Source organism: Kocuria sp. MNB10 (assembly GCF_054073685.1).
This window is the reverse complement of sequence record NZ_CM133411.1, coordinates 1,949,371-1,971,852: the sequence shown is the minus strand read 5'-3', so window position 1 is coordinate 1,971,852 and position 22,482 is coordinate 1,949,371. Positions and strand designations below refer to the sequence as shown.

General features: G+C 69.5%; 26 protein-coding genes, 1 tRNA gene and 1 pseudogene. 12 read left to right on the top strand and 16 right to left on the bottom strand.

Annotated features, from left to right (window positions below; translation table 11 throughout):
- The first annotated feature begins 3 nt into the window (after nt 1-3).
- Entirely contained in the window at nt 4-1,308 is a 1,305-nt protein-coding gene (locus tag ACW9PK_RS08890; protein WP_457015594.1) for a molybdopterin molybdotransferase MoeA, read from the top strand.
- Nucleotides 1,309-1,324: 16 nt separating this feature from the next.
- On the opposite strand, the gene ACW9PK_RS08885 is transcribed toward ACW9PK_RS08890, so the two are convergent.
- From ACW9PK_RS08885 to ACW9PK_RS08860, 6 genes are all read right to left on the bottom strand, one after another.
- On the bottom strand, nt 1,325-2,491 hold the full coding sequence (locus tag ACW9PK_RS08885; RefSeq protein ID WP_457015592.1) for a GNAT family N-acetyltransferase: 1,167 nt from the start codon (nt 2,489-2,491) through the stop codon (nt 1,325-1,327).
- A gap of 196 nt (nt 2,492-2,687) precedes the next feature.
- Entirely contained in the window at nt 2,688-3,398 is a 711-nt protein-coding gene (gene rplA / locus ACW9PK_RS08880) for a 50S ribosomal protein L1 (protein WP_064845235.1), read from the bottom strand.
- Between the two features lie 86 nt (nt 3,399-3,484).
- Complete coding sequence (gene rplK / locus ACW9PK_RS08875) at nt 3,485-3,913, bottom strand: 50S ribosomal protein L11 (protein ID WP_035959909.1); 429 nt, start codon at nt 3,911-3,913, stop codon at nt 3,485-3,487.
- Between the two features lie 136 nt (nt 3,914-4,049).
- Complete coding sequence (gene nusG / locus ACW9PK_RS08870) at nt 4,050-4,922, bottom strand: transcription termination/antitermination protein NusG (RefSeq protein WP_064845236.1); 873 nt, start codon at nt 4,920-4,922, stop codon at nt 4,050-4,052.
- 45 nt (nt 4,923-4,967) lie between these two features.
- Nucleotides 4,968-5,234 carry a preprotein translocase subunit SecE gene (gene secE, locus ACW9PK_RS08865; protein ID WP_064845237.1) on the bottom strand — a complete coding sequence of 89 codons (267 nt, stop codon included), beginning with the start codon at nt 5,232-5,234 and terminating at the stop codon, nt 4,968-4,970.
- Between the two features lie 63 nt (nt 5,235-5,297).
- Nucleotides 5,298-5,370: transfer RNA gene (locus ACW9PK_RS08860), tRNA-Trp, on the bottom strand.
- 314 nt (nt 5,371-5,684) lie between these two features.
- On the opposite strand from ACW9PK_RS08860, the gene ACW9PK_RS08855 reads away from it, so the two are divergent.
- From ACW9PK_RS08855 to ACW9PK_RS08845, 3 genes and pseudogenes are all read left to right on the top strand, one after another.
- On the top strand, nt 5,685-6,905 hold the full coding sequence (locus ACW9PK_RS08855) for a pyridoxal phosphate-dependent aminotransferase (RefSeq protein ID WP_186313787.1): 1,221 nt from the start codon (nt 5,685-5,687) through the stop codon (nt 6,903-6,905).
- On the top strand, nt 6,902-7,270 hold the full coding sequence (locus ACW9PK_RS08850) for a hypothetical protein (protein WP_457015590.1): 369 nt from the start codon (nt 6,902-6,904) through the stop codon (nt 7,268-7,270). The genes ACW9PK_RS08855 and ACW9PK_RS08850 overlap by 4 nt, the downstream gene beginning before the upstream one ends.
- 242 nt (nt 7,271-7,512) lie before the next feature.
- A pseudogene (locus ACW9PK_RS08845) lies at nt 7,513-7,683 on the top strand (IS110 family transposase); the annotation flags it as partial.
- On the opposite strand, the gene ACW9PK_RS08840 reads toward ACW9PK_RS08845, so the two are convergent.
- The 3 genes from ACW9PK_RS08840 to ppk2 form a co-directional block, all read right to left on the bottom strand.
- A complete protein-coding gene (locus tag ACW9PK_RS08840) occupies nt 7,663-8,166 on the bottom strand; it encodes a PepSY domain-containing protein (protein WP_457015589.1) in 504 nt (167 codons plus the stop codon). The pseudogene ACW9PK_RS08845 and the gene ACW9PK_RS08840 sit on opposite strands and share 21 nt — an antisense overlap.
- A gap of 27 nt (nt 8,167-8,193) precedes the next feature.
- Nucleotides 8,194-8,544: a hypothetical protein gene (locus tag ACW9PK_RS08835; protein ID WP_457015588.1), complete on the bottom strand. Its 351-nt coding sequence runs from the start codon at nt 8,542-8,544 to the stop codon at nt 8,194-8,196.
- 151 nt (nt 8,545-8,695) lie between these two features.
- Nucleotides 8,696-9,607 carry a polyphosphate kinase 2 gene (ppk2, locus tag ACW9PK_RS08830; RefSeq protein WP_172644385.1) on the bottom strand — a complete coding sequence of 304 codons (912 nt, stop codon included), beginning with the start codon at nt 9,605-9,607 and terminating at the stop codon, nt 8,696-8,698.
- Nucleotides 9,608-9,811: 204 nt separating this feature from the next.
- On the opposite strand from ppk2, the gene ACW9PK_RS08825 reads away from it, so the two are divergent.
- The gene (locus ACW9PK_RS08825) at nt 9,812-10,843 is read left to right on the top strand and encodes a 6-phosphofructokinase (RefSeq protein WP_085108437.1); all 1,032 of its coding nucleotides are present in this window, start codon (nt 9,812-9,814) and stop codon (nt 10,841-10,843) included.
- 72 nt (nt 10,844-10,915) lie between these two features.
- Here ACW9PK_RS08825 and ygfZ read toward each other — a convergent pair whose 3' ends face one another.
- From ygfZ to ACW9PK_RS08810, 3 genes are all read right to left on the bottom strand, one after another.
- Nucleotides 10,916-12,139 carry a CAF17-like 4Fe-4S cluster assembly/insertion protein YgfZ gene (gene ygfZ, locus ACW9PK_RS08820; RefSeq protein ID WP_457015586.1) on the bottom strand — a complete coding sequence of 408 codons (1,224 nt, stop codon included), beginning with the start codon at nt 12,137-12,139 and terminating at the stop codon, nt 10,916-10,918.
- The gene (locus ACW9PK_RS08815) at nt 12,136-12,744 is read right to left on the bottom strand and encodes a nitrobindin family protein (RefSeq protein WP_035959982.1); all 609 of its coding nucleotides are present in this window, start codon (nt 12,742-12,744) and stop codon (nt 12,136-12,138) included. Before ACW9PK_RS08815 ends, ygfZ begins: the two co-directional genes overlap by 4 nt.
- 115 nt (nt 12,745-12,859) lie before the next feature.
- Nucleotides 12,860-13,468, bottom strand: a complete 609-nt coding sequence (locus ACW9PK_RS08810) for a hypothetical protein (RefSeq protein ID WP_144931500.1) — start codon at nt 13,466-13,468, stop codon at nt 12,860-12,862.
- A 181-nt stretch (nt 13,469-13,649) separates the two neighbouring features.
- On the opposite strand from ACW9PK_RS08810, the gene ACW9PK_RS08805 reads away from it, so the two are divergent.
- The 7 genes from ACW9PK_RS08805 to asd all read left to right on the top strand — a co-directional run bounded on the left by ACW9PK_RS08805 (nt 13,650) and on the right by asd (nt 19,549).
- Nucleotides 13,650-14,339 carry a winged helix-turn-helix transcriptional regulator gene (locus ACW9PK_RS08805; RefSeq protein WP_035960005.1) on the top strand — a complete coding sequence of 230 codons (690 nt, stop codon included), beginning with the start codon at nt 13,650-13,652 and terminating at the stop codon, nt 14,337-14,339.
- Nucleotides 14,340-14,371: 32 nt separating this feature from the next.
- Nucleotides 14,372-15,283 (top strand): mycothiol synthase, encoded by a 912-nt coding sequence (gene mshD / locus ACW9PK_RS08800; protein ID WP_457015584.1) that lies wholly within the window; start codon nt 14,372-14,374, stop codon nt 15,281-15,283.
- A gap of 74 nt (nt 15,284-15,357) precedes the next feature.
- Complete coding sequence (locus ACW9PK_RS08795) at nt 15,358-16,308, top strand: NUDIX hydrolase (protein ID WP_064845244.1); 951 nt, start codon at nt 15,358-15,360, stop codon at nt 16,306-16,308.
- Nucleotides 16,309-16,445: 137 nt separating this feature from the next.
- Complete coding sequence (locus ACW9PK_RS08790; RefSeq protein WP_144998286.1) at nt 16,446-17,264, top strand: thymidylate synthase; 819 nt, start codon at nt 16,446-16,448, stop codon at nt 17,262-17,264.
- The gene (locus ACW9PK_RS08785; protein ID WP_457015582.1) at nt 17,261-18,007 is read left to right on the top strand and encodes a dihydrofolate reductase; all 747 of its coding nucleotides are present in this window, start codon (nt 17,261-17,263) and stop codon (nt 18,005-18,007) included. The genes ACW9PK_RS08790 and ACW9PK_RS08785 overlap by 4 nt, the downstream gene beginning before the upstream one ends.
- 33 nt (nt 18,008-18,040) lie before the next feature.
- On the top strand, nt 18,041-18,385 hold the full coding sequence (locus ACW9PK_RS08780; protein ID WP_082943131.1) for a GNAT family N-acetyltransferase: 345 nt from the start codon (nt 18,041-18,043) through the stop codon (nt 18,383-18,385).
- A 27-nt stretch (nt 18,386-18,412) separates the two neighbouring features.
- Nucleotides 18,413-19,549, top strand: a complete 1,137-nt coding sequence (gene asd, locus ACW9PK_RS08775; protein WP_085108425.1) for an aspartate-semialdehyde dehydrogenase — start codon at nt 18,413-18,415, stop codon at nt 19,547-19,549.
- Nucleotides 19,550-19,616: 67 nt separating this feature from the next.
- Here asd and ACW9PK_RS08770 read toward each other — a convergent pair whose 3' ends face one another.
- The 4 genes from ACW9PK_RS08770 to ACW9PK_RS08755 form a co-directional block, all read right to left on the bottom strand.
- Nucleotides 19,617-20,024 carry a PGPGW domain-containing protein gene (locus ACW9PK_RS08770; protein ID WP_457015580.1) on the bottom strand — a complete coding sequence of 136 codons (408 nt, stop codon included), beginning with the start codon at nt 20,022-20,024 and terminating at the stop codon, nt 19,617-19,619.
- Between the two features lie 88 nt (nt 20,025-20,112).
- A complete protein-coding gene (locus ACW9PK_RS08765; RefSeq protein WP_457015579.1) occupies nt 20,113-21,246 on the bottom strand; it encodes a UDP-N-acetylmuramate dehydrogenase in 1,134 nt (377 codons plus the stop codon).
- An 11-nt stretch (nt 21,247-21,257) separates the two neighbouring features.
- The gene (locus ACW9PK_RS08760; RefSeq protein ID WP_098055971.1) at nt 21,258-21,740 is read right to left on the bottom strand and encodes a MaoC family dehydratase; all 483 of its coding nucleotides are present in this window, start codon (nt 21,738-21,740) and stop codon (nt 21,258-21,260) included.
- Nucleotides 21,737-22,186 (bottom strand): FAS1-like dehydratase domain-containing protein, encoded by a 450-nt coding sequence (locus tag ACW9PK_RS08755; protein WP_064845251.1) that lies wholly within the window; start codon nt 22,184-22,186, stop codon nt 21,737-21,739. The genes ACW9PK_RS08760 and ACW9PK_RS08755 overlap by 4 nt, the downstream gene beginning before the upstream one ends.
- Between the last annotated feature and the right edge of the window lie 296 nt (nt 22,187-22,482).

Below are 22,482 nucleotides of genomic sequence, written 5' to 3'. Positions count from 1 at the left end.
CGGATGCCTGGTCCTACCCCACCCGCGTGGAGCAGCGGTCTCGAACCCCTGCATCACGCGGCGCGTGACGCCGCCCGGACCCTCGCACACCGGGCCGGTTCGGCGCTCGCGGACTCCCGGCCCGCCGGCGCGATCGAGATCGTCCCCCTGGACCGGGCGGCGGGTCGCACCGCGGCCCACGACGTCCGCGCGGCATGTTCCGTCCCGCACTACGCCTCGAGCGCGATGGACGGGTACGCGGTCCACGGACCGGGACCGTGGCGCGTCGTCGCCCCGGGCTCCCGTGCGGGGGCATCCGACGGACGGCGACTGGATGATCACCTGGCCGACGGCGCTGCGACGTCCGCGCCGCTGCCGAGTGCCGCGTCCGCGGTCACGCTCGCGCCCGGCACGGCCGTCCCGGTGGTCACGGGCGGCGTGATCCCGGACAGCACCACCACGGTCATCCGCGAGGAATTCGCAACCCGCCGCGGCGAGCTCCTTGAGCTGTCCCCCGACAGTCCGCGCACGGAACTCGCGGGCAGGCACATTCGCCCGGCCGGAGCGGAATGCGCCGAGGGCGAGACCGTGGTGCGGGCGGGCACCGTGCTCTCCCCCGCGCACGCCGCGTTCCTGGCCGTGGCCGGACGGGACGACGTGCCCGTGTGTACCGTCCCGCGCGTGGCCGTGCTGCTCACGGGTTCCGAGGTGCGCACCAGCGGGCTCCCGGCTCCCGGGTACGTGCGCGATGCGTTCAGCATGTCCCTGCCGCCCATGGTGAAGGCCTTCGGCGGGCGCACGGTCACGGTGCGCCGCGGTCCCGACGACGCCGCGGCGCTGCGTTCCCTGCTCCGCGAACTGAGTACCGAGCACGACCTCGTGGTCACCACGGGTGGCACGTCCCGCTCGCGCGCGGACTTCGTGCGCCCCCTGGTGCAGGACGAGTGCCATGTGCTCGTGGACCAGCTGGACCTCATGCCCGGTCACCCCACATTGTTCGCAGCCGCGCGGGACACTGCCGTGCTCGCGCTGCCCGGCAATCCCCTGGGTGCCATGGTGGCGTTCCTGCTGCTGGGTGGGGCGTTCCTGGCCGGCCACCTGGGCCGCGATGCCCAATCTTTCGCCCCCGCGATTGCCGGGGAGGATCTGGCCGACGCCCGCTCCGAACGATTGCTACCGGCCCGGCGGCACGAGGACGGCTGGGTGCCGTGCCGCGCGGTGGGCTCCAACATGGTGCGCGGACTCGCCGCGGCGCAAGGGCTGCTGTCCGTGCCCCGGGATGGGCTGGCCCGCGGACAGGAGACCGTGGTGCTGCCCCTGCCGTGGTGAGTGACCGGCCCGGCGGTCAGTGGATGCTGAAGTCCTGCTCCCAGATCGCGGACTGACCGGCGTCCCGGAAGCCTAGCTGGGCGTTGACCCAGTTCATTCGGTCGTTGCCGCTGTGGGTCCACGAGTACACGGTCCGGACCTCGGGGGCCACGTTCGCGAGCTGCTCGAGGTTGGCGAGCTTGAGCCGCATCCCCAACCGGTGCCCGCGGTGGGTGCGCACCACGAGGGTCTCGTCCTGCAGGGCCAGGGCCGGACGGTGCTGCGCGAGGATCAGTTCGGTCATCCCCACGAGCTCGCTCGTGCGCACGTCCTGGATCACGGCCATCAGGGACCGGTCGCCGTCCTCCTGACGCAGCTGTTCCGTGCGGCGCACCCGCGCGCCGTCCCACGGGTCCGGGTCCGCCACGATCGGTCGCACGAACGAGTCCGTGGGGATCTTGGCGTGCAGCTGCGCGAGCGGGGCCAGGAGCTCGTCCGGGGCCTCCCCCACCCACGTGTGCAGGCGGTAGTGGTCCGCGAAGGGCACGGCCTCGAGGGATTCGTGGATGCGCGCGGCGCGCTGTTCGTCCAGCGGCACGGGCAGGAGCGCGAAACTGCTGACCGTGCGCAGGGTGTACCCGGCGTGCTGGGCGAAGCGGGTCTGGCGGTGGCTCGCGGGCAGGCGCCCGGAACCATCGGCGGCGTCGAGCCATGGGACGGGCGCCACGGGGCTCGCACCGCCGTCGGCCGTGCCGTCCGCGCTGCCGTCCCCGGGGCCGGAGGGATCGCGCGCCTCGGACGCGGGGTGCTCGGTCACGAGGCGGATGAACCGGCGGGACTCACCCCGCGCAAGTTGCTCCGCAGCACTCAGAAGAGCGCGCCCGATCCCCTCGGAGGTCTCGTCCGGGGCCACGTCCACCGCGATCTGCGCCATGTCGGTGTCCGTGATCAGGGGCATCCGCACCTCGGCGCGCCCCACGAGACGGTCGTCGAGGTACGCGCACAGGATGTTCACGCGCTCGTAGGGGTCGTGCAGGTCCCGGAAGATGTCGTGGGCGCCGTTGCTGAGCTGACCGGTGCCCCACACGTGTCGCCGGGAGGACTGCACGAGCGCGGCCACGCGCCCCAGGACCCGCTGCGCCTCGTCATCGAAGGTGTCGGGGATGCACAACAATTCGATGCGTACCGGTGACGGCTCCGTCACAGTGATCTCCTTCCGCGCCGCCCGGCCGGGACGGCACCCGGGCGACGGGCCCCGTCCACGGAACCCGGCCTCAAGTACATCAAGAATTCGTAACGGTGTTTCCATCGTCCCACGAAAGAAGGGTCCGGCCGGTGACGGCACGGACCCTTCCCTCGACGGCAGGGAACGCGAGCGTTCCCTCGTTACGTACCCGCGATCACGCCTGGGTGGTGACCTCGGTGGCGCTCGGGTCCACAGGGATGCCCGGGCCGAACGTGGTGGCCACGGTGGCCTTGGTGATGTAACGGCCCTTGGACGCAGCCGGCTTCAGACGAAGCACCTCTTCCAGCGCGGCACCGTAGTTCTCGGCGAGCTTCTGGGCGTCGAAGGACGCCTTGCCGATGATGAAGTGCAGGTTGGAGTGCTTGTCCACGCGGAAGTCGATCTTACCGCCCTTGATGTCGGACACGGCCTTGGCCACGTCCATCGTCACGGTGCCGGTCTTGGGGTTCGGCATGAGGTTACGGGGACCCAGGATCTTGCCCAGGCGGCCCACCTTGCCCATCATGTCCGGGGTGGCCACGGCGGCGTCGAAATCGGTCCAACCGCCCTGGACCTTGGCGATCAGGTCGTCGGAACCCACGAAGTCCGCACCGGCGGCCTCGGCCGCGGCGGCCTTGTCACCGGTTGCGAACACGACCACGCGGGCGGTCTTGCCCGTGCCGTTGGGCAGGTTCACGGTGCCGCGGACCATCTGGTCCGCCTTGCGGGGATCCACACCGAGGCGCATGGACACCTCGACGGTGGAATCGGACTTGCTGTTCTCGGCCAGTTCCTTGGCCAGGGCGACCGCCTCGGCGGGAGCGTAGAACTTGCCCGCCTCGATCTTCTCGGCAGCTGCCCGGTATGCCTTGCTGCGCTGTGCCATCTGCTTGTTCTCCTTGTGCAGTTGTGGTCAGCGGGCCGCGCTCGGCCCTGCCACGATGGTTGTCTTCGGTACGAGCTCGGAAGAGCTCAGTTGACCTCGATGCCCATGGAACGGGCGGTGCCGGCGATGATCTTCGCGGCGGCCTCGACGTCATTGGCGTTGAGGTCTTCCTTCTTGGTCTCGGCGATCTCACGGACCTGGTCCATGGTGATCTTCCCGACCTTATTGGTGTGTGGGACACCGGAGCCCTTGGCGACGCCGGCGGCCTTCTTGATCAGCTGCGCGGCCGGCGGGGTCTTGGTTACGAACGTGAACGAGCGGTCCTCGTACACGGTGATCTCGACCGGCACGATGTTGCCGCGCTGGGATTCCGTGGCCGCGTTATAGGCCTTGCAGAATTCCATGATGTTGACGCCGTGCTGACCCAGCGCGGGACCCACCGGGGGAGCCGGGTTGGCGGCGCCCGCCTGGATCTGCAGCTTGATCAGGCCTGCGACCTTCTTCTTGGGAGCCATGTGATGGTCCTTCTTCTAGCTGTGCGTACCGCCGCACAGGAGCGTACGACGGCGAGTGGTCGCCGTGGCGCGGCGACCGAACGGAAACACCCCGGACCAAAGCACATCCGAGGCCGGATTCCGAAACCTGATGGGACTAGATCTTGGTGACCTGGTCGAAACTGAGGGTCACGGGGGTCTCGCGTTCGAAGATGGACACCAGCACCACGAGCTGCTGGGATTCCACCTTGATCTCGGAGATCGTGGCTGGGAGGGTCTCGAAGGGGCCCTCCTTCACGATCACGGACTCGCCGACCTCGAAGTCCACGGTGACCTGCTGGGCGCCACCCTGGGCACCCGCGCCGGAACCGGCGGTCTCGCCCAGGCCCTTGGCCTTTTCGGGGGTCTCGAACGTGGGAGCGAGCATGTCGAAGACCTCGTCCAGGCGCAGCGGCACCGGGTTGTAGGCGTCCTGGCCCACGAAGCCCGTGACACCCGGGGTGTGGCGCACAGCGCCCCAGGAGGCATCCGTGAGGTTCATGCGCACGAGCACGTACCCGGGGATCCGCACGCGGCGCACGGTCTTGCGCTGCGAGTTCTTGATCTCCACGACCTCTTCCATGGGCACCTCGATCTGGAAGATGTCCTCTTCCATGTTGAGGGACTGGATGCGGGTCTCGAGGTTGGTCTTCACACGGTTCTCGTACCCCGCGTACGTGTGGATCACGAACCAGTCGCCCTCTTGGCGGCGCAGCTTGGCCTTAAATTCCACCGCGGGGTCGACGTCGTCCTCGGCGGCTTCCGCCGTGGCCGCGGCGTCCTCGGTGGGGACGGGCACGGCCTCGCCGTTACCCTCGGCGGCGTCGAGGTCGGCTTCCTGCACGGTGCGCTCGTCGGAGTCCTGCTGCGGATCCGTGGTCTCGGTGGTCTCGGACGTGCTCTGCGCCGACTCGTCCCGCGCAGCGTCCGCCATCAGGGAGTCGAACTGAGCGGGCTGGGTGTCGTCGTTATCGAGCTCGTGATCGGTCACCGGGGATTCCTGCTTTCTGTGGACGTCTGGAAGTGGTGGAAGGACTTACTGGGCCTGGTCGCCGTTCCCGAACAGCCAGATGGCCACCTGACCGAAGCCCAGGTCCAACAGGGAGATCAACACCATCATGAACGCCACGAACGCCAGCACGACCAGGACGAAGTTGACCAGTTCCCGGCGGGACGGGGCGACGACCTTCTTGAGTTCTCCCACGACCTGACGGATAAACAGCCAGATCCGGCCGAAGATCCCACGTTTGTGATCGGAACCGGCAGGTTGACCCGGGGTCTGTCCTGTGACGGTGTGCGACATCGGCTCTCCCCTGCGTGAAGCAACTTCTCGGCGGTGGTGTGCGTGCCGTTGTGGGTCCTGAAGCAGGGCAGACAGGACTCGAACCTGCAACCTGCGGTTTTGGAGACCGCTGCGCTACCAATTGCGCCACTGCCCTTCGACACCGCGCCGCAGCCATGCGCGACACGAAATCCGGTGCCCGAGCCTATCATCGGCCCGTCATCCCGCCGTCGGGAGTCCATCCCGGGGCAGAGCACACCGCACTGGTGGCGGCACCAACAGACCATGGTACGCGCCCGCCGCGTCCCGTGCAAAGCAAGGGTCCGGCCACCTAAGCTGGGAGCGGTGTCCGCGTCCCCGGTCGGACCCCGGGCCCGTCAGATTCTCGTACGGATCCGTGCGCGGGCCAGTGAGAGGCCCGCCCGCCGGGACGACCCGGTCAGTCCAAGCAGCCCAGTCAGCCCAGGAGAAATGATCACCATGTCACCAGCGCAGCAGCGCATCTCGCATCGGATCTCGGCGATCGCGGAGTCCGCGACCCTCGCCGTGGACGCCAAGGCCAAGGCCCTCAAGGCCGAGGGGCGGCCGGTGATCGGCTTCGGCGCGGGTGAACCGGACTTCGCGACCCCCGACTACATCGTGGATGCCGCCGCCGAGGCCCTCCAGGACCCCAAGAACTTCCGCTACTCCCCCGCCGCGGGACTGCCCGAGCTGCGTTCAGCGATCGCGCAAGCCACGCAGCGCGACAGCGGATGGGCCGTGGAGCCCTCCCAGGTGCTCGTGACCAACGGCGGCAAGCAGGCCGTGTACCAGGCGTTCCAGACGGTCGTGGACGACGGCGACGACGTCCTGCTGCCCGCCCCATATTGGACCACCTACCCTGAAGCCATCCGACTGGCCGGCGGCAACCCCGTGGAGGTCTTCGCGGGTGCGGACCAGGAGTACAAGGTCACGCCCGAACAACTTGAGGCCGCATACACGGAGCACACCAAGGCCCTGTTGTTCTGCTCGCCCTCCAACCCCACGGGTGCGGTCTACACCGCCGAGGAGACCCGGGCCGTGGGTGAATGGGCCGCGGCCAAGGGCATCTTCGTGATCAGCGACGAGATTTACCAGCACCTCACGTACGACGACGTGGAGTTCACCTCCATGGCCCGCGCCGTGCCCGAGCTGCACGAGAACCTCATCCTGCTCAACGGCGTGGCCAAGACCTACGCGATGACCGGGTGGCGTGTGGGCTGGCTGGTCGGTCCCGCGGACGTCGTGAAGGCCGCGACCAACCTGCAGTCGCACCTGAGTTCCAACGTGAACAACGTGGCCCAGCGCGCGGCCCTGGCCGCCCTGAACGGGCCCATGGACCAGGTGGAGCGCATGCGCGAGGCCTTCGACCGGCGTCGTCGCACGATCGTGGACGGGCTCAACGCGATCGACGGCGTGGTGTGCCCCACCCCCACCGGTGCGTTCTACGCGTACCCAGACATCACGGCACTGTTGGGCCGCGAGTTCGCGGGCGTCACGCCCACCACGAGCGCGGAGCTCGCGGAACTGATCCTCGAGAAGGCCGAGGTGGCAGTGGTCCCGGGTGAGGCCTTCGGCCCGTCCGGGTACCTGCGCCTGTCCTACGCCCTGGGCGACGACGATCTTGCCGAGGGCCTGTCCCGTCTGCAGAACTTCCTGGGAGGCACCGAATGAGCGTCAAAGAGACCTTGCACGAGCTAAACGAATTGCTGCCCTCCGCCGTGGCCATGCCCAGCTCGGCTGTGGTGGCCGGCGGACTGATCGGCGGTTACGCGGTGGCCCGTTTCACGGGGGTGCGCGCCCTGGGCGGCGCGGTCCTGCTCGCGAAGGGCGTGGTCGCCGGGCGCACGTGGTACCGCTCCGCGGGACCCGCCACGACCGCGGGCCTGAGCGTGCTGTACCTCGCCGGGTTCGGACTGTCCCACCCGCTGGCCAAGAAGATCGGCGCGTGGCCCTCGGTGTTCACCGTGGCCGCTGTCAACGCCGCGGCGTCGTGGGCGCTCGTGGACCGGCACAACTTCCGGGGCGAGACCGACTGAGGCCCCCGCGCGGACGCACCCTTCACCGCGCACGCACCCTCCACAGCGCACGCACCCCCGACGGCGGATGACCGCTGTCGGGGGTGCTGCTCGTTCAGGGGTGCTGTTCGTGCAGGGAGCGACATCCGTTCAGACGGCGCGGCCCGTTCGGGGAGCGCCGTCCGCACGGATGATCAGTGCGCGGATTCCCGGGCCGAGCGGCGTTGTGCGACGACGGCGACCGCGAGATCCACCACGCCCCGTCGCGGGCCTACTACGACCGGAAACGCGCCCAGGGCAAACGCCACAACCAGGCAATCATCGCCCTGGCCCGCCGGCGGACCGACGTCCTGTTCGCAATGCTGCGTGACGGCACCCTCTACCAAGACCCCACCGGCCCTCAGACCGCGTCATCAGTGGCCCTGGCTGCTTGACGAAAACCATAGAGGCACCCCCCCCGCGTGCGCGGACCACGTGAGTCCCGACGACGCGAGAAACAGGAAATCGAGGGCCAGCCACACGCCCGTGGCCGTGTGGCACGACCGGGTCCGGCGATACGCATTGGCCTCCCCCGGGCGCGGGTCCAGGGTGACCCGGGCGCAGCGGCCCCGCCCCACGCGACGTCGGTGCAGCACCACGAGCACGATCCTGCTCACGGCCATGACACCCAGCCACGAGGCCGCGAGTTCGCTGTAGAGCCGCCCGGGCTCACCCAGCAGCAGGTCCCGGTACAACCGGTCGATCGTGGTGCGCAGCGGCAGAGTGCAGTCTTTGCAGCAGGGCCATGAACCAGGCGTGGGAGGGGCGCGCACGGGTGACCACGCGCACGGGGGCAGGAGGTAGGCCAGGGGGACGGGGCGCAGTGCGTGACACGACACGAGCGCCGGGACCACGAGTGCGAGAACGCTGAAGAACATACGCGCGGCGGCGTGCGCGAGCCGCCGTCACCCGTCCTCCGCGTGCCGCACGAGCACGAAGGTGAGGGCGGCCGCGGCCACGTGGGCCCTCACCATGGGGTCGTGACCCATGGCCGCCGGATCGGGAGGCACGAGGGACTGGGCGTCCGTGAGGTGCGGGGACGGGGCGTGGGCGTGCAGGGCGTGACCGTGGGCGTGGGCCGTCCCGATCACGTGGGAGGACGGCCCCGCGGCATGACCGCCCAGCGAGAACGGCGCGTGGAAGGGCAGCTGGCTCAGCGCCACGGCACACGCGGTTCGTACGGCGCCGAGACGCCGCCCGGCGAGAAGCACGCACACGAGCCCCGCGTTCGAGAGGGTCAACGCCAGGAGGGCCACGTTCGGCGGGTTCGGGACCGCCGCGTAGTGGGACGTGGCCTCGCACAGGGTGGATACGCCAGCGGCCGCCCCGCCACGAATCAATCAGGCCGGGCGGCTCACGGGGGTGGAACCAACCATGGACGCTTCCGGGGAACGGTGGGAGGAGCCGTCAGTCGTCCACGGCGTCGCGGCCGCGGCGCACGATCAGCGGGTCTGGCGGGTACACCACGGAGGTGTCCTTGTCCTCGTAGTCGAACTGGTTGAGGAAGAAGCGCATGGCGTTGAGGCGGGCGCGCTTCTTGTCGTTGGACTTGATGGTGATCCACGGGGCGTGGTCCGTGTCCGTGCGGCGGAAGGTCTCCTCCTTGGCCACGGTGTAGTCCTCCCAGCGGTCCAGGGACGCGAGGTCCATGGGCGAGAGCTTCCAGCGGCGCACCGGGTCGATCTGGCGGATCGCAAAGCGCGTGCGCTGCTCGTGCTGCGTCACCGAGAACCAGAACTTGGTCAGGTGGATCCCCGAGTCCACGAGCATCTTCTCGAACACGGGCGCCTGCAGCATGAAGCTCTCGTACTGCTCGTCCGTGCAAAAGCCCATCACGCGCTCCACGTTGCCGCGGTTGTACCACGAGCGGTCGAACAGCACGATCTCACCGTTGGTGGGCAGGTGCTGGATGTAGCGCTGGAAGTACCACTGGCCTTGCTCGCGGTCCGAGGGCTTGTTCAGGGCCACCACGCGGGCGGCGCGGGGGTTGAGGTGCTCGGTGAAACGCTTGATGGTCCCGCCCTTGCCCGCGGCGTCCCGGCCCTCGAACACGATCACGTGTTTGAGGTCGTTGTCCTGACCCCAGTACTGGAACTTCAACAGTTCGATCTGCAACTGGTACTTCTCGAGCTCGTAGTCCTCGCGGGACATCCGCTCGTCGTACGGGTACCCCTCCCGCCACGTCTCCACCGCGCTTCCACCCGGGTCGATCAGATCGGGGTCCGGGGACTGCCCGTCCCGCACGGTGTAACCCTGGTCCACGAGCTTGTCGATGAACTCGCGCAGGTTCTCCCGGGCCGGTTCTTGCTGGGCGGTCATAACGTCCTCCTGGTGGCCTGACATCGCGAACGGCGTGTTCACAGATCCTCCCCCGATCTTAGTTGCCCACATTAACCACGGGTGGACGGGACCCGCCATGTGCCGCGCATCCGTTTATCCGGTGTCCCGGGCAACGCCGAGCGCGCGTTACTAGGATGGAAAGGGAACAACGATACGACACGACAGAGGGGAACTGAGGCACACATGCGAATCGGGCTCATGACCAGCGGCGGGGACTGCCCCGGACTCAACGCGGTGATCCGCGGCGCGGTGTTACACGGCATCAAATCTTTCGATCACGAGTTCGTGGGCTTCCGGGACGGCTGGCGCGGCGTCGTCGAAGGGGACATCATCGACTTGCCGCGGCAGAGTGTACGCGGCCTCGCGCGCCAGGGCGGGACCATCCTGGGCACCTCGCGCACCAACCCGTTCGACGGCCCCCAGGGCGGTCCCGAGAACATCGCCAAGGTCCTGGAGCGTCACGGGATCGACGCCGTGGTCGCGATCGGCGGCGAAGGCACCCTGGCCGGCGCCAAGCGGCTCGCGGATGCGGGGCTGCCCGTGGTGGGCGTGCCCAAGACCATTGACAACGACCTGCAGGCCACCGACTTCACGTTCGGTTTCGACACCGCGGTCTCGATCGCAACGGATGCGATGGACCGGCTGCGCACCACCGGCGAATCGCATCACCGGTGCATGGTCGCGGAGGTCATGGGCCGCCACGTGGGCTGGATCGCGCTGCACTCCGGCATGGCCGCCGGCGCGCACGCCATCCTGATCCCCGAATTCCGGGAGTCCATGGAGCAGGTTTCCGAGTGGGTCCGTGAGGTCCACGAGCGTGGCCGCTCACCGCTCGTCGTCGTGGCGGAGGGCTTCATCCCCGACGACCGCGAGGAGGCCATCGCGGGCAAGGGCACCGAGGCGTCCGGGCGCCCGCGGCTGGGGGGCATCGGGGACTTCGTGACGCGGGAGATCGAGGAGAACACCGGCATCGAGACCCGCAACACGATCCTGGGTCACATCCAGCGCGGTGGCGCGCCCACCGGCTTCGACCGTGTCCTGGCCACTCGACTGGGGATCGCCGCCGTGGGGATGGCCACCGAGAAGCAGTGGGGCAAGATGTGCGCGCTGCGCGGCACGGACGTGGTGCGCGTGGACTTCTCCGAGGCACTCGACGGGCTCAAGGTGGTACCGCAGGACCGCTACGACGAGGCCAAGGTGCTGTTCGGTCGCTGAGCCCCGACTCGTGGTGACGCCCCGTTCCCCTCCGAGGGGAACGGGGCGTCACCACATATCAGTCGTGTCAGGTCAGAGCCGCATTCCACCGCCGCGCGGACCGCGCATGAGCCCCTGGGCCCGGCCCACCACGGACCCGGCATCCGGGGGGACCACCACGGTCTGGGCGGCGGCCCACTGTTCGGCGGGTGCGTCCGCGGACGTGCCGCCCGCGGCGTCGTCGGACGCGCCGTTGCCGTTCGATGCGGCCTCCTCCGAGCCCTGCACGACGGTGTCCCGCACGGTGAGTACCGCGTCCGGGGCGACCGAGCGTTTGAGCACGGCGAGCGCGATGGGGCCAGCCTCGTGGTGCAACTGGGCCGCGGTCACGCGACCCACGACCTTGCCGTTCAGCTCGACCGTGGCCCCGGGGCCCGGGAGCGTGTGCTGGGAACCGTCCAGGTCCAGGAACGTGAGCCGGCGCGGCGGGTGGCCCAGGTTGTGCACGCGGGCCACGGTCTCCTGGCCCTTGTAGCAGCCCTTGGCCAGGTGCACGGCGGTGCGCATCCAGTCCAGTTCGTGCGGGATGGTCTTCTCGTCCGTGTCCGCGCCCCAGCGCGGCCGCCAGGCCTCGATCCGCAGGGCCTCCGCGGCCCACGAACCGGCGAGCGAATACCCCTGTTCCTCGAGAGCCGCGACCGCGGTCTCCAACGACGCGAGCGGAATCAGGTGTTCGTACCACGAGCGCGCGGCACCCGGGTGGTCCTCGGTCACGGCGTAGGCGTGACCGCCCGCGCCGACGCCCGGCCACGGGTCATGCCACACCAGCACGGGGTTGGTCTGGGCGGAAAGCAGCTCACGAAGGTCCCGCGTGGCGACGAGCACCGCCCAGCGGTCACTGACGTCCTCGATCTCCACCCGCAGGGCGAAGCGCATGGTGGTCAGCCAGTCGGCGAGCCCTGCGGCCTCCCGGGCCTCGGTGATCAACCACGTGGTCCCGCCATCGTCAACCACGTGCGGAGCGAATTCCACGCGGCCCTGGATGCTCAGGAAGAGGGTTTCGGTACTGACTCCCGGGCTCAGTCCGGTGAGCACCTGCGACGACAAGGTGGTGAGCCAGCTCAGTCGATCGGGGCCACTCACGGTCACGACGCCGCGCTGGGACTGGTCCACCACGGCCCTCCCCCGGGCCAGGGCGCGCTGTTCGTGCACGGGGGCGCCGTAGTGCGCCGCGACCCCCTCGTCCAGCGCTTCCGCGGTCACGGCACCGTGGCGGTGCAACAGGACGGAGGAGTATGAGGGTGCGGTGTCAGTCACTTCTGGGGTTCGACCTTGCTCAGTTCGGCGGAAGCGTGCGTAGCGAGTTCGTGGCCCTGCGCGGCCATGTCCCACGCCCACATGAGGTGGTTGTTGACGAGCCCGTAGAGCCGGGTCCCGGAGACGTACTCCTTGGCACCGCGGGCGCGGATCACGGCGTCCGTGCTGAGGTCCACGCGCGGGCCCTTGATCTGGCCCAGGTACAGCTCGGCGACGCCGCCGGGCTGGGCGATCGTCACGGAGATGTCGAAGCCACCGTCCGCGTTGCGCAGGTCCTCGACGTCCTGTGCGGACTTGAGCACGGGCACGGGGTCCGGCGGGAGCATCCCGGGTCCGATGTCGCCGTCCTCACGAGGACGGGCGAGCTCCCAGAACCCTTGTTCGTACGTGGCCTCGCGCTGGGGTTCGCCCTCTTCGTTGAGCAGCGTGGTCTGCGCGCGGTAGATCATGAACGGTAAGCCGGTCTGTTCGAACGTGACGCGTTGCCGGAAGGCACGCTGTTCGGCGTCACCGTATCCCATGAAGCCGTTGCCCTCCCACGTGCCCAACAGCCATGCGAAGGGAACGAGTTCGGGGGTCAGGTCCGTGGGGATCTCGACGGGCACGAGTTACAGCTGGCCCTTGAAGAGGCTGAACACGACCTTCAAGGAGATTCCGAGGATGCACAGGCCCGCGAGACCCAGCAGGACGAGGTAGAAGATTTCGAGAGCAAGCATGGCTTCACGCTACCACGGCGGCCAGTAGCTGGGTCGCGAAAACGGCCACCATACCGAACAGTGCCACGGGTGTGACACCAAGCGTGATCATGCCCCTGCGGCGCAGGTTCTCGGGGGCCGCGGAGATCACGCGGGCACCGGCGACCACCAGGATGATGGTCAGCGGGGCGCCCACGCCCGCGACGGTGAGCCACCTGCTCAGTCCCTGGTCGTGGGCCACGCGGGAGAACGCAATCCACCCCGAGGCGGCAACCGCGGCCAGGACCCCCGTCGCGGAGGCCAGCGCGGATTCCAGACGGTACTTGGCACCCTCCCCCCGCACGAGTTCGGCCACGCACACGGCCATGAAGGACACACCGATGATCGCGGGCAACCACACGAGGCGCTGGGACGGGACGAGTTGTACGAGCAGGCACGCGAGGGTGCCGGCCACCGCGATGAGCACGTTGTGCCGGCGCCGCGCCTGGATCCCCGCGGCGGCGGGCCACCCCACACCGATCGTCACGGCCATGGCCACGGACACGAGCAGCGGCGCCCACGAGCCGATCACGCCCGCCGTGAGCGCGAGGACGAGCGCCACCGCGGCGGCAACGATGATGCGCGCGTACTTCATGGCGGGGTTCCTTCGGGGCCGAGGGCGGGCGGTGTGGTGCGTACCCGTTTCAGCGTAACCGGCGCGGGCCCCGCGGCGGGTCACGTGTACCCCCGCACGTCCACGGGGCCCGCCTATACTGGCCCGGTCATCGGCCGTGCCCGCGCGGGAGCGGTCACCTCGCGTCCGAGCGGATCCCACAGTGACCCACATCGCCCTGCTCAGCACCGCCTCCCCCGCCGTGGAGTCCGCGCTGCCCGCGCTCGAGCTGCTGCCGCACCGGGTGCGGGTGCACGCCCCGGACGAGAGCAGTGCACTGACCGGGTCCGCGCGCCCGGACGTGGTGATCGTGGACGGCACCCGCAACCTCGTGACGGCGCGCAACACGGCCGTCTCCCTGTCGGGGCTCGAACGCCCGCTGCCCGTGCTCGTGACGGTGACCGAAGGCGGGATGGCGGCCGTGGCGCCGTCATGGTGCGTGAGCGACGTCCTGCTGCACACCGCGGGACCCGCCGAGATCGAGGCGCGGTTGCGCCTCGCGCTCGCCGACGCCGGGACGAACGCGCTCGAGAACGACGACGCCGTGATCCGCGCCGGGGCCGTGGTGATCGACGAGAACTCCTACACCGTGAAACTCGGCGGGCGGGCCCTGAACCTCACGTTCAAGGAATTCGAGCTGTTGAAGTTCCTGGCCCAGCACGCGGGCAGGGTGTTCACGCGCCACCAGTTGCTCTCCGAGGTGTGGGGCTACGACTACTACGGCGGGACGCGCACGGTGGACGTCCACATCCGTCGGCTGCGAGCCAAACTGGGTGCGGATCACGAGCACCTAATCACCACGGTGCGTAACGTGGGGTACAGCTACACCGCGGGCAGGGACCAGACGCCCTGATCGCGCGCCATAACCCACCGAGGAGGCATCCCATGTCCGTGACCGTGACCGCCCACGACGACATCCCGTTCCCCGACGATCTCGTGGCGCTCGCCGAGCGCGCCCACGCCGCGGACGGCGAGCCGCCGTTCTCCGACCAGACCCTCGTGGACGTGCGCTCCGACCGTGCGGGGGTCACGTGCGTCGCGGCCACCGACGGCGAGCGCCTCGTGGGTGCCGCGGTGGTCGTGCCGCAGCCGGATCGCGCGTCCACGTACACGGTGGAGCTCGTGGTGGACCCCGAGCACCGCAACCGGGGTGTGGCCACGGCGATCGCGGGGCAGCTGCGCGCTCAGCTGGACGGCACCGTGGAGGCCTGGGCCCACGGCAACCACGTGGCCGCGCAACGCCTCGCCGAGCTCCACGGCCTAGAGGCCGTGCGAGACCTCTACCAGCTCAAGCGCGCCGTGGCCGGCGCCGAGGACGTCCCCCTGCCCGTGGACCTACCGGAACATCTCGAGATCCGGGCGTTCGAGGTCGGCCGGGACGAGCAGTCGTGGTTGCGGGTCAACGCCGCGGCGTTCGCCGAGCACCCCGAACAGGGCCGCATGACGCTCGCCGATCTGCAGGAACGCGAGAACGAGTCGTGGTTCGATCCCCGGGGTTTCCTGCTCGCGGTCGCCGCGGACGACCCGGATGACGTCGCGGGCTTCCACTGGACCAAGGTGCACCCGGCCTCGGGGGACGCCGCGGCCATCGGTGAGGTCTACGCCGTGGGGATCGCCCCGGACCACCAGGGCAACGGACTCGGCCGCGCCCTGACCGCGGCGGGCATCAACCACCTGGCCGAACAGGGGCTGGACGAGGTCATGCTGTACGTGGACGCGGACAACCCCGCGGCCGTGGCGCTGTACGAATCCCTGGGCTTCGAGCGCTGGCACGTGGACGTCATGTACCGCAGCTGAGACGGCTACGATCGTTACCGAACCCCGCCCGCGCCGCGCGGTCGAGTCGAGCGTCCGACTACGGAGAGCAGGTCATGGCGAAGAACAAGACCCTGAGTAAGTACGACATCCTCGCCGCCGGCTGTGTGTGCTGGCGGGTGGTGGACGGCGAACTCCAGGTGTTGGTCATCCACCGCCCCCGCTACGACGACTGGTCCTGGCCCAAGGGCAAGCAAGACGACGGCGAGACGCTGCCGGAGACGGCCGTGCGCGAGCTGCGCGAGGAAACGGGGTTGCACATCACCCTGGGGGTCCACCTCGCGGACACCGAGTACACCGTCCGTGGTCATGACAAGCTCGTGCGCTACTGGGCCGCGGAGGTCTCCCCGTTCGCCCACACGTCCCCGGAGGACGACGAGGTGGACCGGATGAGCTGGTTGCCCGTGGCCCGGGCCCGCTCGATCCTGACCAACGAGGACGACACCGCTCCCCTGGACGAACTCGCCCGCCTGTACGCGCGGGCCTCCCTGGCCACCCGCCCCGTGATCGTGATCCGCCACGCCAAGGCCAAGCCGCGTTCCTCCTGGCAGCGCGCCGAGGGGGACCGCCCGCTCGCCGCCACGGGCAAGCGTCAGGCGCTCGCCGTGACCCGGTTGCTCGCCGCGTGGCAACCGAAGCGCGTGGTGACGTCCCCGTGGTTGCGCTGCATCTCCACCGTGGTGCCCTACGCCAAGAAGTACGGGATCAAGGTCAAGGAGCGCTCACAGCTGACGGAGGCCGCCCACAAGCGCCATCCCAAGCGCGCGGCCCAGGTCACCGAGCAGCTCTTCGACACCGAGCGTCCCGTGGTGCTGTGCACCCACCGCCCCGTGCTGCCCACCGTGTTGAAGGTGCTCGCCAAGCACCTGCCGCCCGCGCTCGCAGCGCAACTGCCGGACGCGGACCCGTACCTGAGCCCCGGTCAGATGATCGTGCTGCACATGCCCCGGGCCTCGCAGAGCGCTCGCGCCGTGGGCTTCGAGATCATTTCCCCGTTCGACGACTGACACCACCCCGACTGCCGGGCCCCCGGCCCGCGTTCATGCCCACGCCGACGCCGCTGTCCCCACCCGGGCGCGCCCCGACCGTTCGTGAGGTGCGCGCCGCGCGGAGGCCGCCGCAGCGGCGTCGTGAGAGGAGACCCATGCCCATCCCCACTCCCTACGAGGACCTCCTGCGGGACGTGCTCGAGAACGGGACCCCCAAGACGGACCGCACCGGCACGGGGACGCTGTCGGTGTTCGGACGCCAGATCCGCTACGACCTGGGCGGCTCCTTCCCCCTGCTGACCACCAAGCGCGTGCACTTCCGCTCGGTGGCGCTCGAGCTGCTGTGGTTCCTCTCTGGCTCCTCCAACGTGCGCTGGCTGCAGGAGCGCGGGGTGAGCATCTGGGACGAGTGGGCGGATGAGAACGGGGACCTGGGGCCCGTCTACGGCGTGCAGTGGCGCAGCTGGCCCGCCGGGCACGGGGAGACGATCGACCAGATTGCCCGCGTGGTCGAGTCCATCCGCACCACTCCGGACTCGCGCCGGCACATGGTCACCGCGTGGAACCCTGCGGAGGTGGACCGGATGGCGCTGCCCCCGTGCCACGCGCTATTCCAGTTCTACGTTCAGCCGCGCGAGGACGGTCCGGACGCCCTGAGCTGCCAGCTGTACCAGCGTTCGGCGGACCTGTTCCTGGGCGTGCCGTTCAACATCGCGTCCTACGCACTGCTCACCGTGATGGTCGCGCAGCAGTGCGATCTGGTCCCGGGTGAGTTCGTGTGGACCGGGGGTGACTGCCACATCTACTCCAACCATTTGGAGCAGGTGCGCACCCAGCTCGCGCGTGAGCCCTACCCGTACCCCCGGTTGCAGTTGCGCCGGCGTCCGGAGTCGATCTTCGACTACGAGTTCGAGGACTTCGAGGTGCTCGACTACCAGCACCACCCCGGTATCAAGGCCCCGGTGGCGGTATGAACGGGGACGTCGTGAACGGGCAAGGCTCGGACGCACTCGCCGCGATCGTGGCTCCCGCAAAGGGTGAGCAGCGCCCGAACGGCGGGAGCAACGTCGCCGTGGGCGGGATCTGGGCGCAGTCCCCGGACGGCGTGATCGGGGCGGACGGCAGCATCCCGTGGCACGTGCCCGAGGACCTGAGGTTCTTCTCCCGCACCACCGTGGGGCACCCGGTGATCATGGGTCGGCGCACGTGGGAGTCCTTCCCTGAGCGTTTCCGGCCCCTGCCGGGCCGGCCCAACATCGTGATCACCTCCCGTCCGGACTCGGTGCCCGCGGACGGTTCGCGGGTGTGGGCCGTGGACTCGTACGACGCCGCCGTGGCCCTCGCGCTGCGCCTGCTGCCCCCGGCCCCCGGCGCCGATGATGCCGCGCCCGCCGGGACCTCGTCGCGCACCGACGCTGCCTCCTCGGACGGGCCATCCCTCGTGCCGGGGACCGCGCGCGAGATCTGGGTGATCGGCGGCCCGGGGGTGTGGCGCGAGGCCGCCGCGTACGCTCCGCTGCCCCTGACCCGGGCGCTCGTGACCACCATCGAGCTGGACGTCACCGGCGACACCCACGCCCCACACCTCGACGACGAGTGGGCGCGGCGCGAGGTCGCGGACTGGGCCGAGTCCGCCAAGGGGGTCCGTTACCGGATCGACGAATACACGCGCGGTGCCGCGACCGGGACCGTGACCAGGGGCGATGGGATAGCGTGATGGGACACACAGCTCGAGATGGAGGTCCCCGCCGTGACGACTGAACCCACACCGCAGATCAACAACAGCCCGGACCTGAAGGTGGTCCCCAACCACGACGCTTCACGTTACGAATTGTGGGACGGGGAGCAGTACATCGGGTTCCTGGGCGTCGAGGTGCTCGAGGACGGCACCGTGGACCTGCAGCACACGATCATCTCGGAGGCCTTCGGCCGCCGCGGATACGCGCGGACACTGGTCACGCGCGTGCTGGACGACTACCGGCAGCGCGGCCTCAAGGTCCGGGTTACGTGCAGTTACATCCAGGACTACATGCGTCGCTTCCCGTCCTACCGGGAGCTGCTGGCCACCACCCCGGACCCGCGGACTCGGGGCTGAACACGGTGCCTCGTTAGACTGGGGCGCATGACTTCACAACCCGCCGCCGTAGGTTTCATCGGATGGCGCGGCATGGTGGGCTCCGTGCTCATGGACCGCCTGCGCGCCGAGAACGATTTCGCCCAGCTTGATCCCGTGTTCTTCTCCACCTCCAATGCGGGGGGTCCGGCCCCCTCGGTCGGGAGCGCCGGGGATCCTGGTGTGCTGCAGGACGCCCACGATCTCGAGGCACTCTCCAAGTTGCCCATCCTGGTCACGACCCAGGGCGGGGACTACACCAAGGCCGTGCACAGTGAGCTGCGCAAGAACGGCTGGGACGGCATCTGGATCGACGCCGCCTCCACGCTGCGCATGAACGACGACGCCGTGATCGTGCTGGACCCCGTCAACCGGGACGTCATCGACGCCGCCCTGGACCGCGGCGTCAAGGATTTCGTGGGAGGCAACTGCACCGTCTCGTGCATGCTCATGGGGCTGGGCGGGCTGTTCCGCAACGAGCTCGTGGAATGGGCCACGTCCATGACGTACCAGGCCGCTTCCGGCGGCGGTGCGCGCCACATGCGCGAGGTCATCCAGCAGTTCGGGGACATCCACGCGAGCGTCGCCGACCCGTTGGCGGATCCCGCCTCCGCGATTCTGGAGATCGACCGCGCCGTGCTCGCCAAGCAGCGCGGCGGTGAGCTGGACACCACCCAGTTCGGGGTCCCGCTGTCCGGGTCCCTGATCCCCTGGATCGACGCCGATCTGGGTAACGGCCAGTCCCGCGAGGAGTGGAAGGCCGAGGCGGAGACCAACAAGATCCTGGGCCGCTCCGGGGACCGGACCATCCCGGTGGACGGGTTGTGCGTGCGGATCGCCGCGATGCGTTCCCACTCCCAGGCGCTGACCGTCAAGCTGCGCGAGGAGGTCCCCGTCGCGGAGATCGAGCGCTTGCTGGACGCGGACAACGAATGGGCCACCGTGGTGCCCAACACCAAGGAGGACTCCATGCGGGACCTCACGCCGGTGGCCGCCTCCGGGTCCCTGCAGATCCCGGTGGGTCGTATCCGCACCATGTCCATGGGTCCGCAGTACATCTCCGCGTTCACCGTGGGCGACCAGTTGCTGTGGGGCGCGGCGGAGCCCGTGCGGCGCATGCTCAAGATCGCCACGGGAACCCTCTGATCATGAGGTTCTGATCCGGGCGTTTCGGTGCGCGCGTTGATCCGCGCGTTCGGTGGGGTTCCCGGACCTAGCGAGGATCATCAGGGGTCGTGGCCCGCATGTGCCGCGGCCCCTGCACCATGGTGTGGGGCCTGTCCCGGGCACGCCGGTAGCGCCACTGCGCCATGATGTTGGCCCACCACCGCCACGCACGCAGCGCGACTTGCTTGATCCGCTGATTCAGCCGGTGGGCCCATTCGAACTCGGTGCTCCAGACCCCCAGCCCCAGGAAGATCGCAAGCCACCCGGGCCCGGGCGTCACGAGCATCACGATCCCCGCGAGCACGAACACCCCGCCGAGCACGATCACGGTGGCCTTGTGCAGGACCCGCAGCACGGGGTGGCGCTCGGACCACGCGCGCAGCCGCAGCACCGCCCGGTGCACCCGGCCCCCGCGTTCGCCGCGCTCGATCTCCTCCTGCAACTCGGAACTCATGCGCGCGTCCCACTCAGGTGGTGCGCCGTGCCGACGCATCTCGCCCCGATCATCACAACTGTTCCGTTCGTCCCATGGGTCGCGCTCGTCAGAGCGACAGCCCGATCAGCACGGGCTCGGGGGCCAGTCGTACGCCGAAGACCTGTTCCACGCCGCGCTGTACCGTGCTCGCGACGGCGGCGACGTCCTCCCCGGACGCGGTGCCCCGGTTCGTCATGGCCAGCGTGTGCTTGCCGGACAGCGCCGCGCGTCCTCCGGCGACCTCCCCGCCGTCCAGGTCCAACAGCTCGTTTCGGGTGCCCGGCAGCCCGAATCCCTTGCCGAAACCGGCGTGGTCGATCAACCATGCCGCGGAGAATTTCACCGCACCGGGAACCTCCCGTCCCGTGGCGTCCAGGACCGGGTAGCGGGGGGCGTCCGCGGGGATCCGATCCGTGAGTTCGTCCTCCGGGACCACCGGATTGGTGAAGAAGGACCCAGTGCTGAACGTGTCCCTGTCCTCGGGGTCCAGGACCATGCCCTTGCCCGCTCGCAGTCGCAGCACGGTGTCCCTCACGGTCGCGAGCGGTGCGCTCTGACCCGTCTCGACCCCGAGAGCGGCGGCCAACTGGGCGTAGCGCACGGGCATCGACTGCTCCTGCCTGCGCAGGCGGAACGTCACGGACAACACCACGTAGCGCGGTGAACCGTGAGTCATGCTGCGCTTGAGCAGGGAGTCACGGTAGGAGAATTCCAGGTCCGCGAAACCGAACGTGAGCTCCCTCCGGGCTTCCCGGTCCCACACCCGCACCCGCACGATGCACTGGGAGACCTCCGCGCCGTACGCGCCCACGTTCTGCACGGGCGTGGCACCCGTGGTGCCCGGGATCCCGGCCAGGGTCTCCAGACCGGCCAGCCCGCGCTGTACCGTCTCCCGAACAGTGTCCTCCCACGGCTCTCCCGCGGCGACGTCCACGAGCGCCGTCTCCGAGTCGCGGTCGGCCGAGCCGTCCTCGTCCGTGACCGTGATCCCGCGCGTGGCCACGTGCACCACGGTTCCTGCGAACGGCTGATCGGAGGCGAGGATGTTGGAGCCGCCGCCCACGATCAACACGCGCTCACCGGCGTCATCGGCGTGGGAGACCGCGTCGACGAGTTCCGCTTCCGTGGTCACCTCCACGACCTTCTCGGCGGGGCCCCCCACGGCCGTGGTCGTGAGGTGGGACAGGCGTGCTGCGTTCATGAGGCACCACTCTAGTGCGGGAACTGCACAACCGCCTGAGCCTTGACGAGCACCTTGAGCTCCTTGGCCTCGGCCGGATCCGTGTCCGGTTCGGAGAGGTCCGGAGCGGTCACGGTGAGGTCCACGCGCACCGTACGCGCCTCGGGATCCACGACTCCGATCACCCCGCTCACGGTCAGCGCGGTGCCCGGGACCACGCGGTCCTCGAACGCGTTGGGGACCACCACGGGCTTGCTGAACCGGGTCTGGTAGTCCACCACGGCGCCGGGGTCGCCGGCCCACTCGGTCACCAGCGCCACGGCCGCACCCATGGTGAACATCCCGTGGGCGATCACGTTGGGCAAGCCCACGCCCTGCGCGAAGTCCTGGTTCCAGTGGATCGGGTTGAAGTCACCAGACGCGCCCGCATAACGCACCAGGTCCGCGCGCGAGACCTCCACGCGGCGCTCCCCGATGGACTGACCCTTCTCGAGCTCGTCGAACGTGATGTTCACTGGTCCTCCCCGCGTACCAACAACGACGACACGGTGGTCGCCACCTTCTCCCCCGACACCGTGGTGATCTCCACGCGAGAGGTCACCATGGCCCCGGATCCCAGGGGACGCACGTTGTCCACCGTGACCGCGGCGGTCAGCTCGTCCCCGGCGACCACGGGGCGGTGATGCGTGAACCGCTGGTCCGCGTGCACTACGCGCGAGAAGTCGATCCCGGCCTCGGGATCGTTGACCAGGGCGGCGTCGGCCCGCTGGGACACAATGATCGCGAAGGTGGGCGGGGCCACCAGGTCCGCGTACCCGGCAGCGCGCGCCGCGGCGACGTCGTGGTGGGCGGCATCCGTGGCGTGGACGGCGCTCGCGAACTCGCGGATCTTCTCGCGGCCCACGAGGTACGGGGGGATGGACGGGTAGGTCCTGCCCACCACGTCAGCGGATATGGCCATGACTCTCCTCGATCGCTGGGAAGAATTTCTCCCAGAGTACTGGGCGAGCGGGCCCGCACGAACTACCGGGGCCGTGCACGCGCTCGTCCAGCCGCGCCCTTCTCGGTGGGTCGCTGTGCCAGCGTTGATCCGCTACCCGACATGGTGCCTCGCCCCTCCGACGTCCGATCGTGCCCACCCGCCCCGGAGGCTGCTCCGGAGTGCGGCGCCCTGTTCCTCGAGTGGAACAGGGCCAAACGGCCGCGAGGTGAATCGGGCTCCTCCGCGAGTCGACCTGACGGACGGGTGGCTCAGCA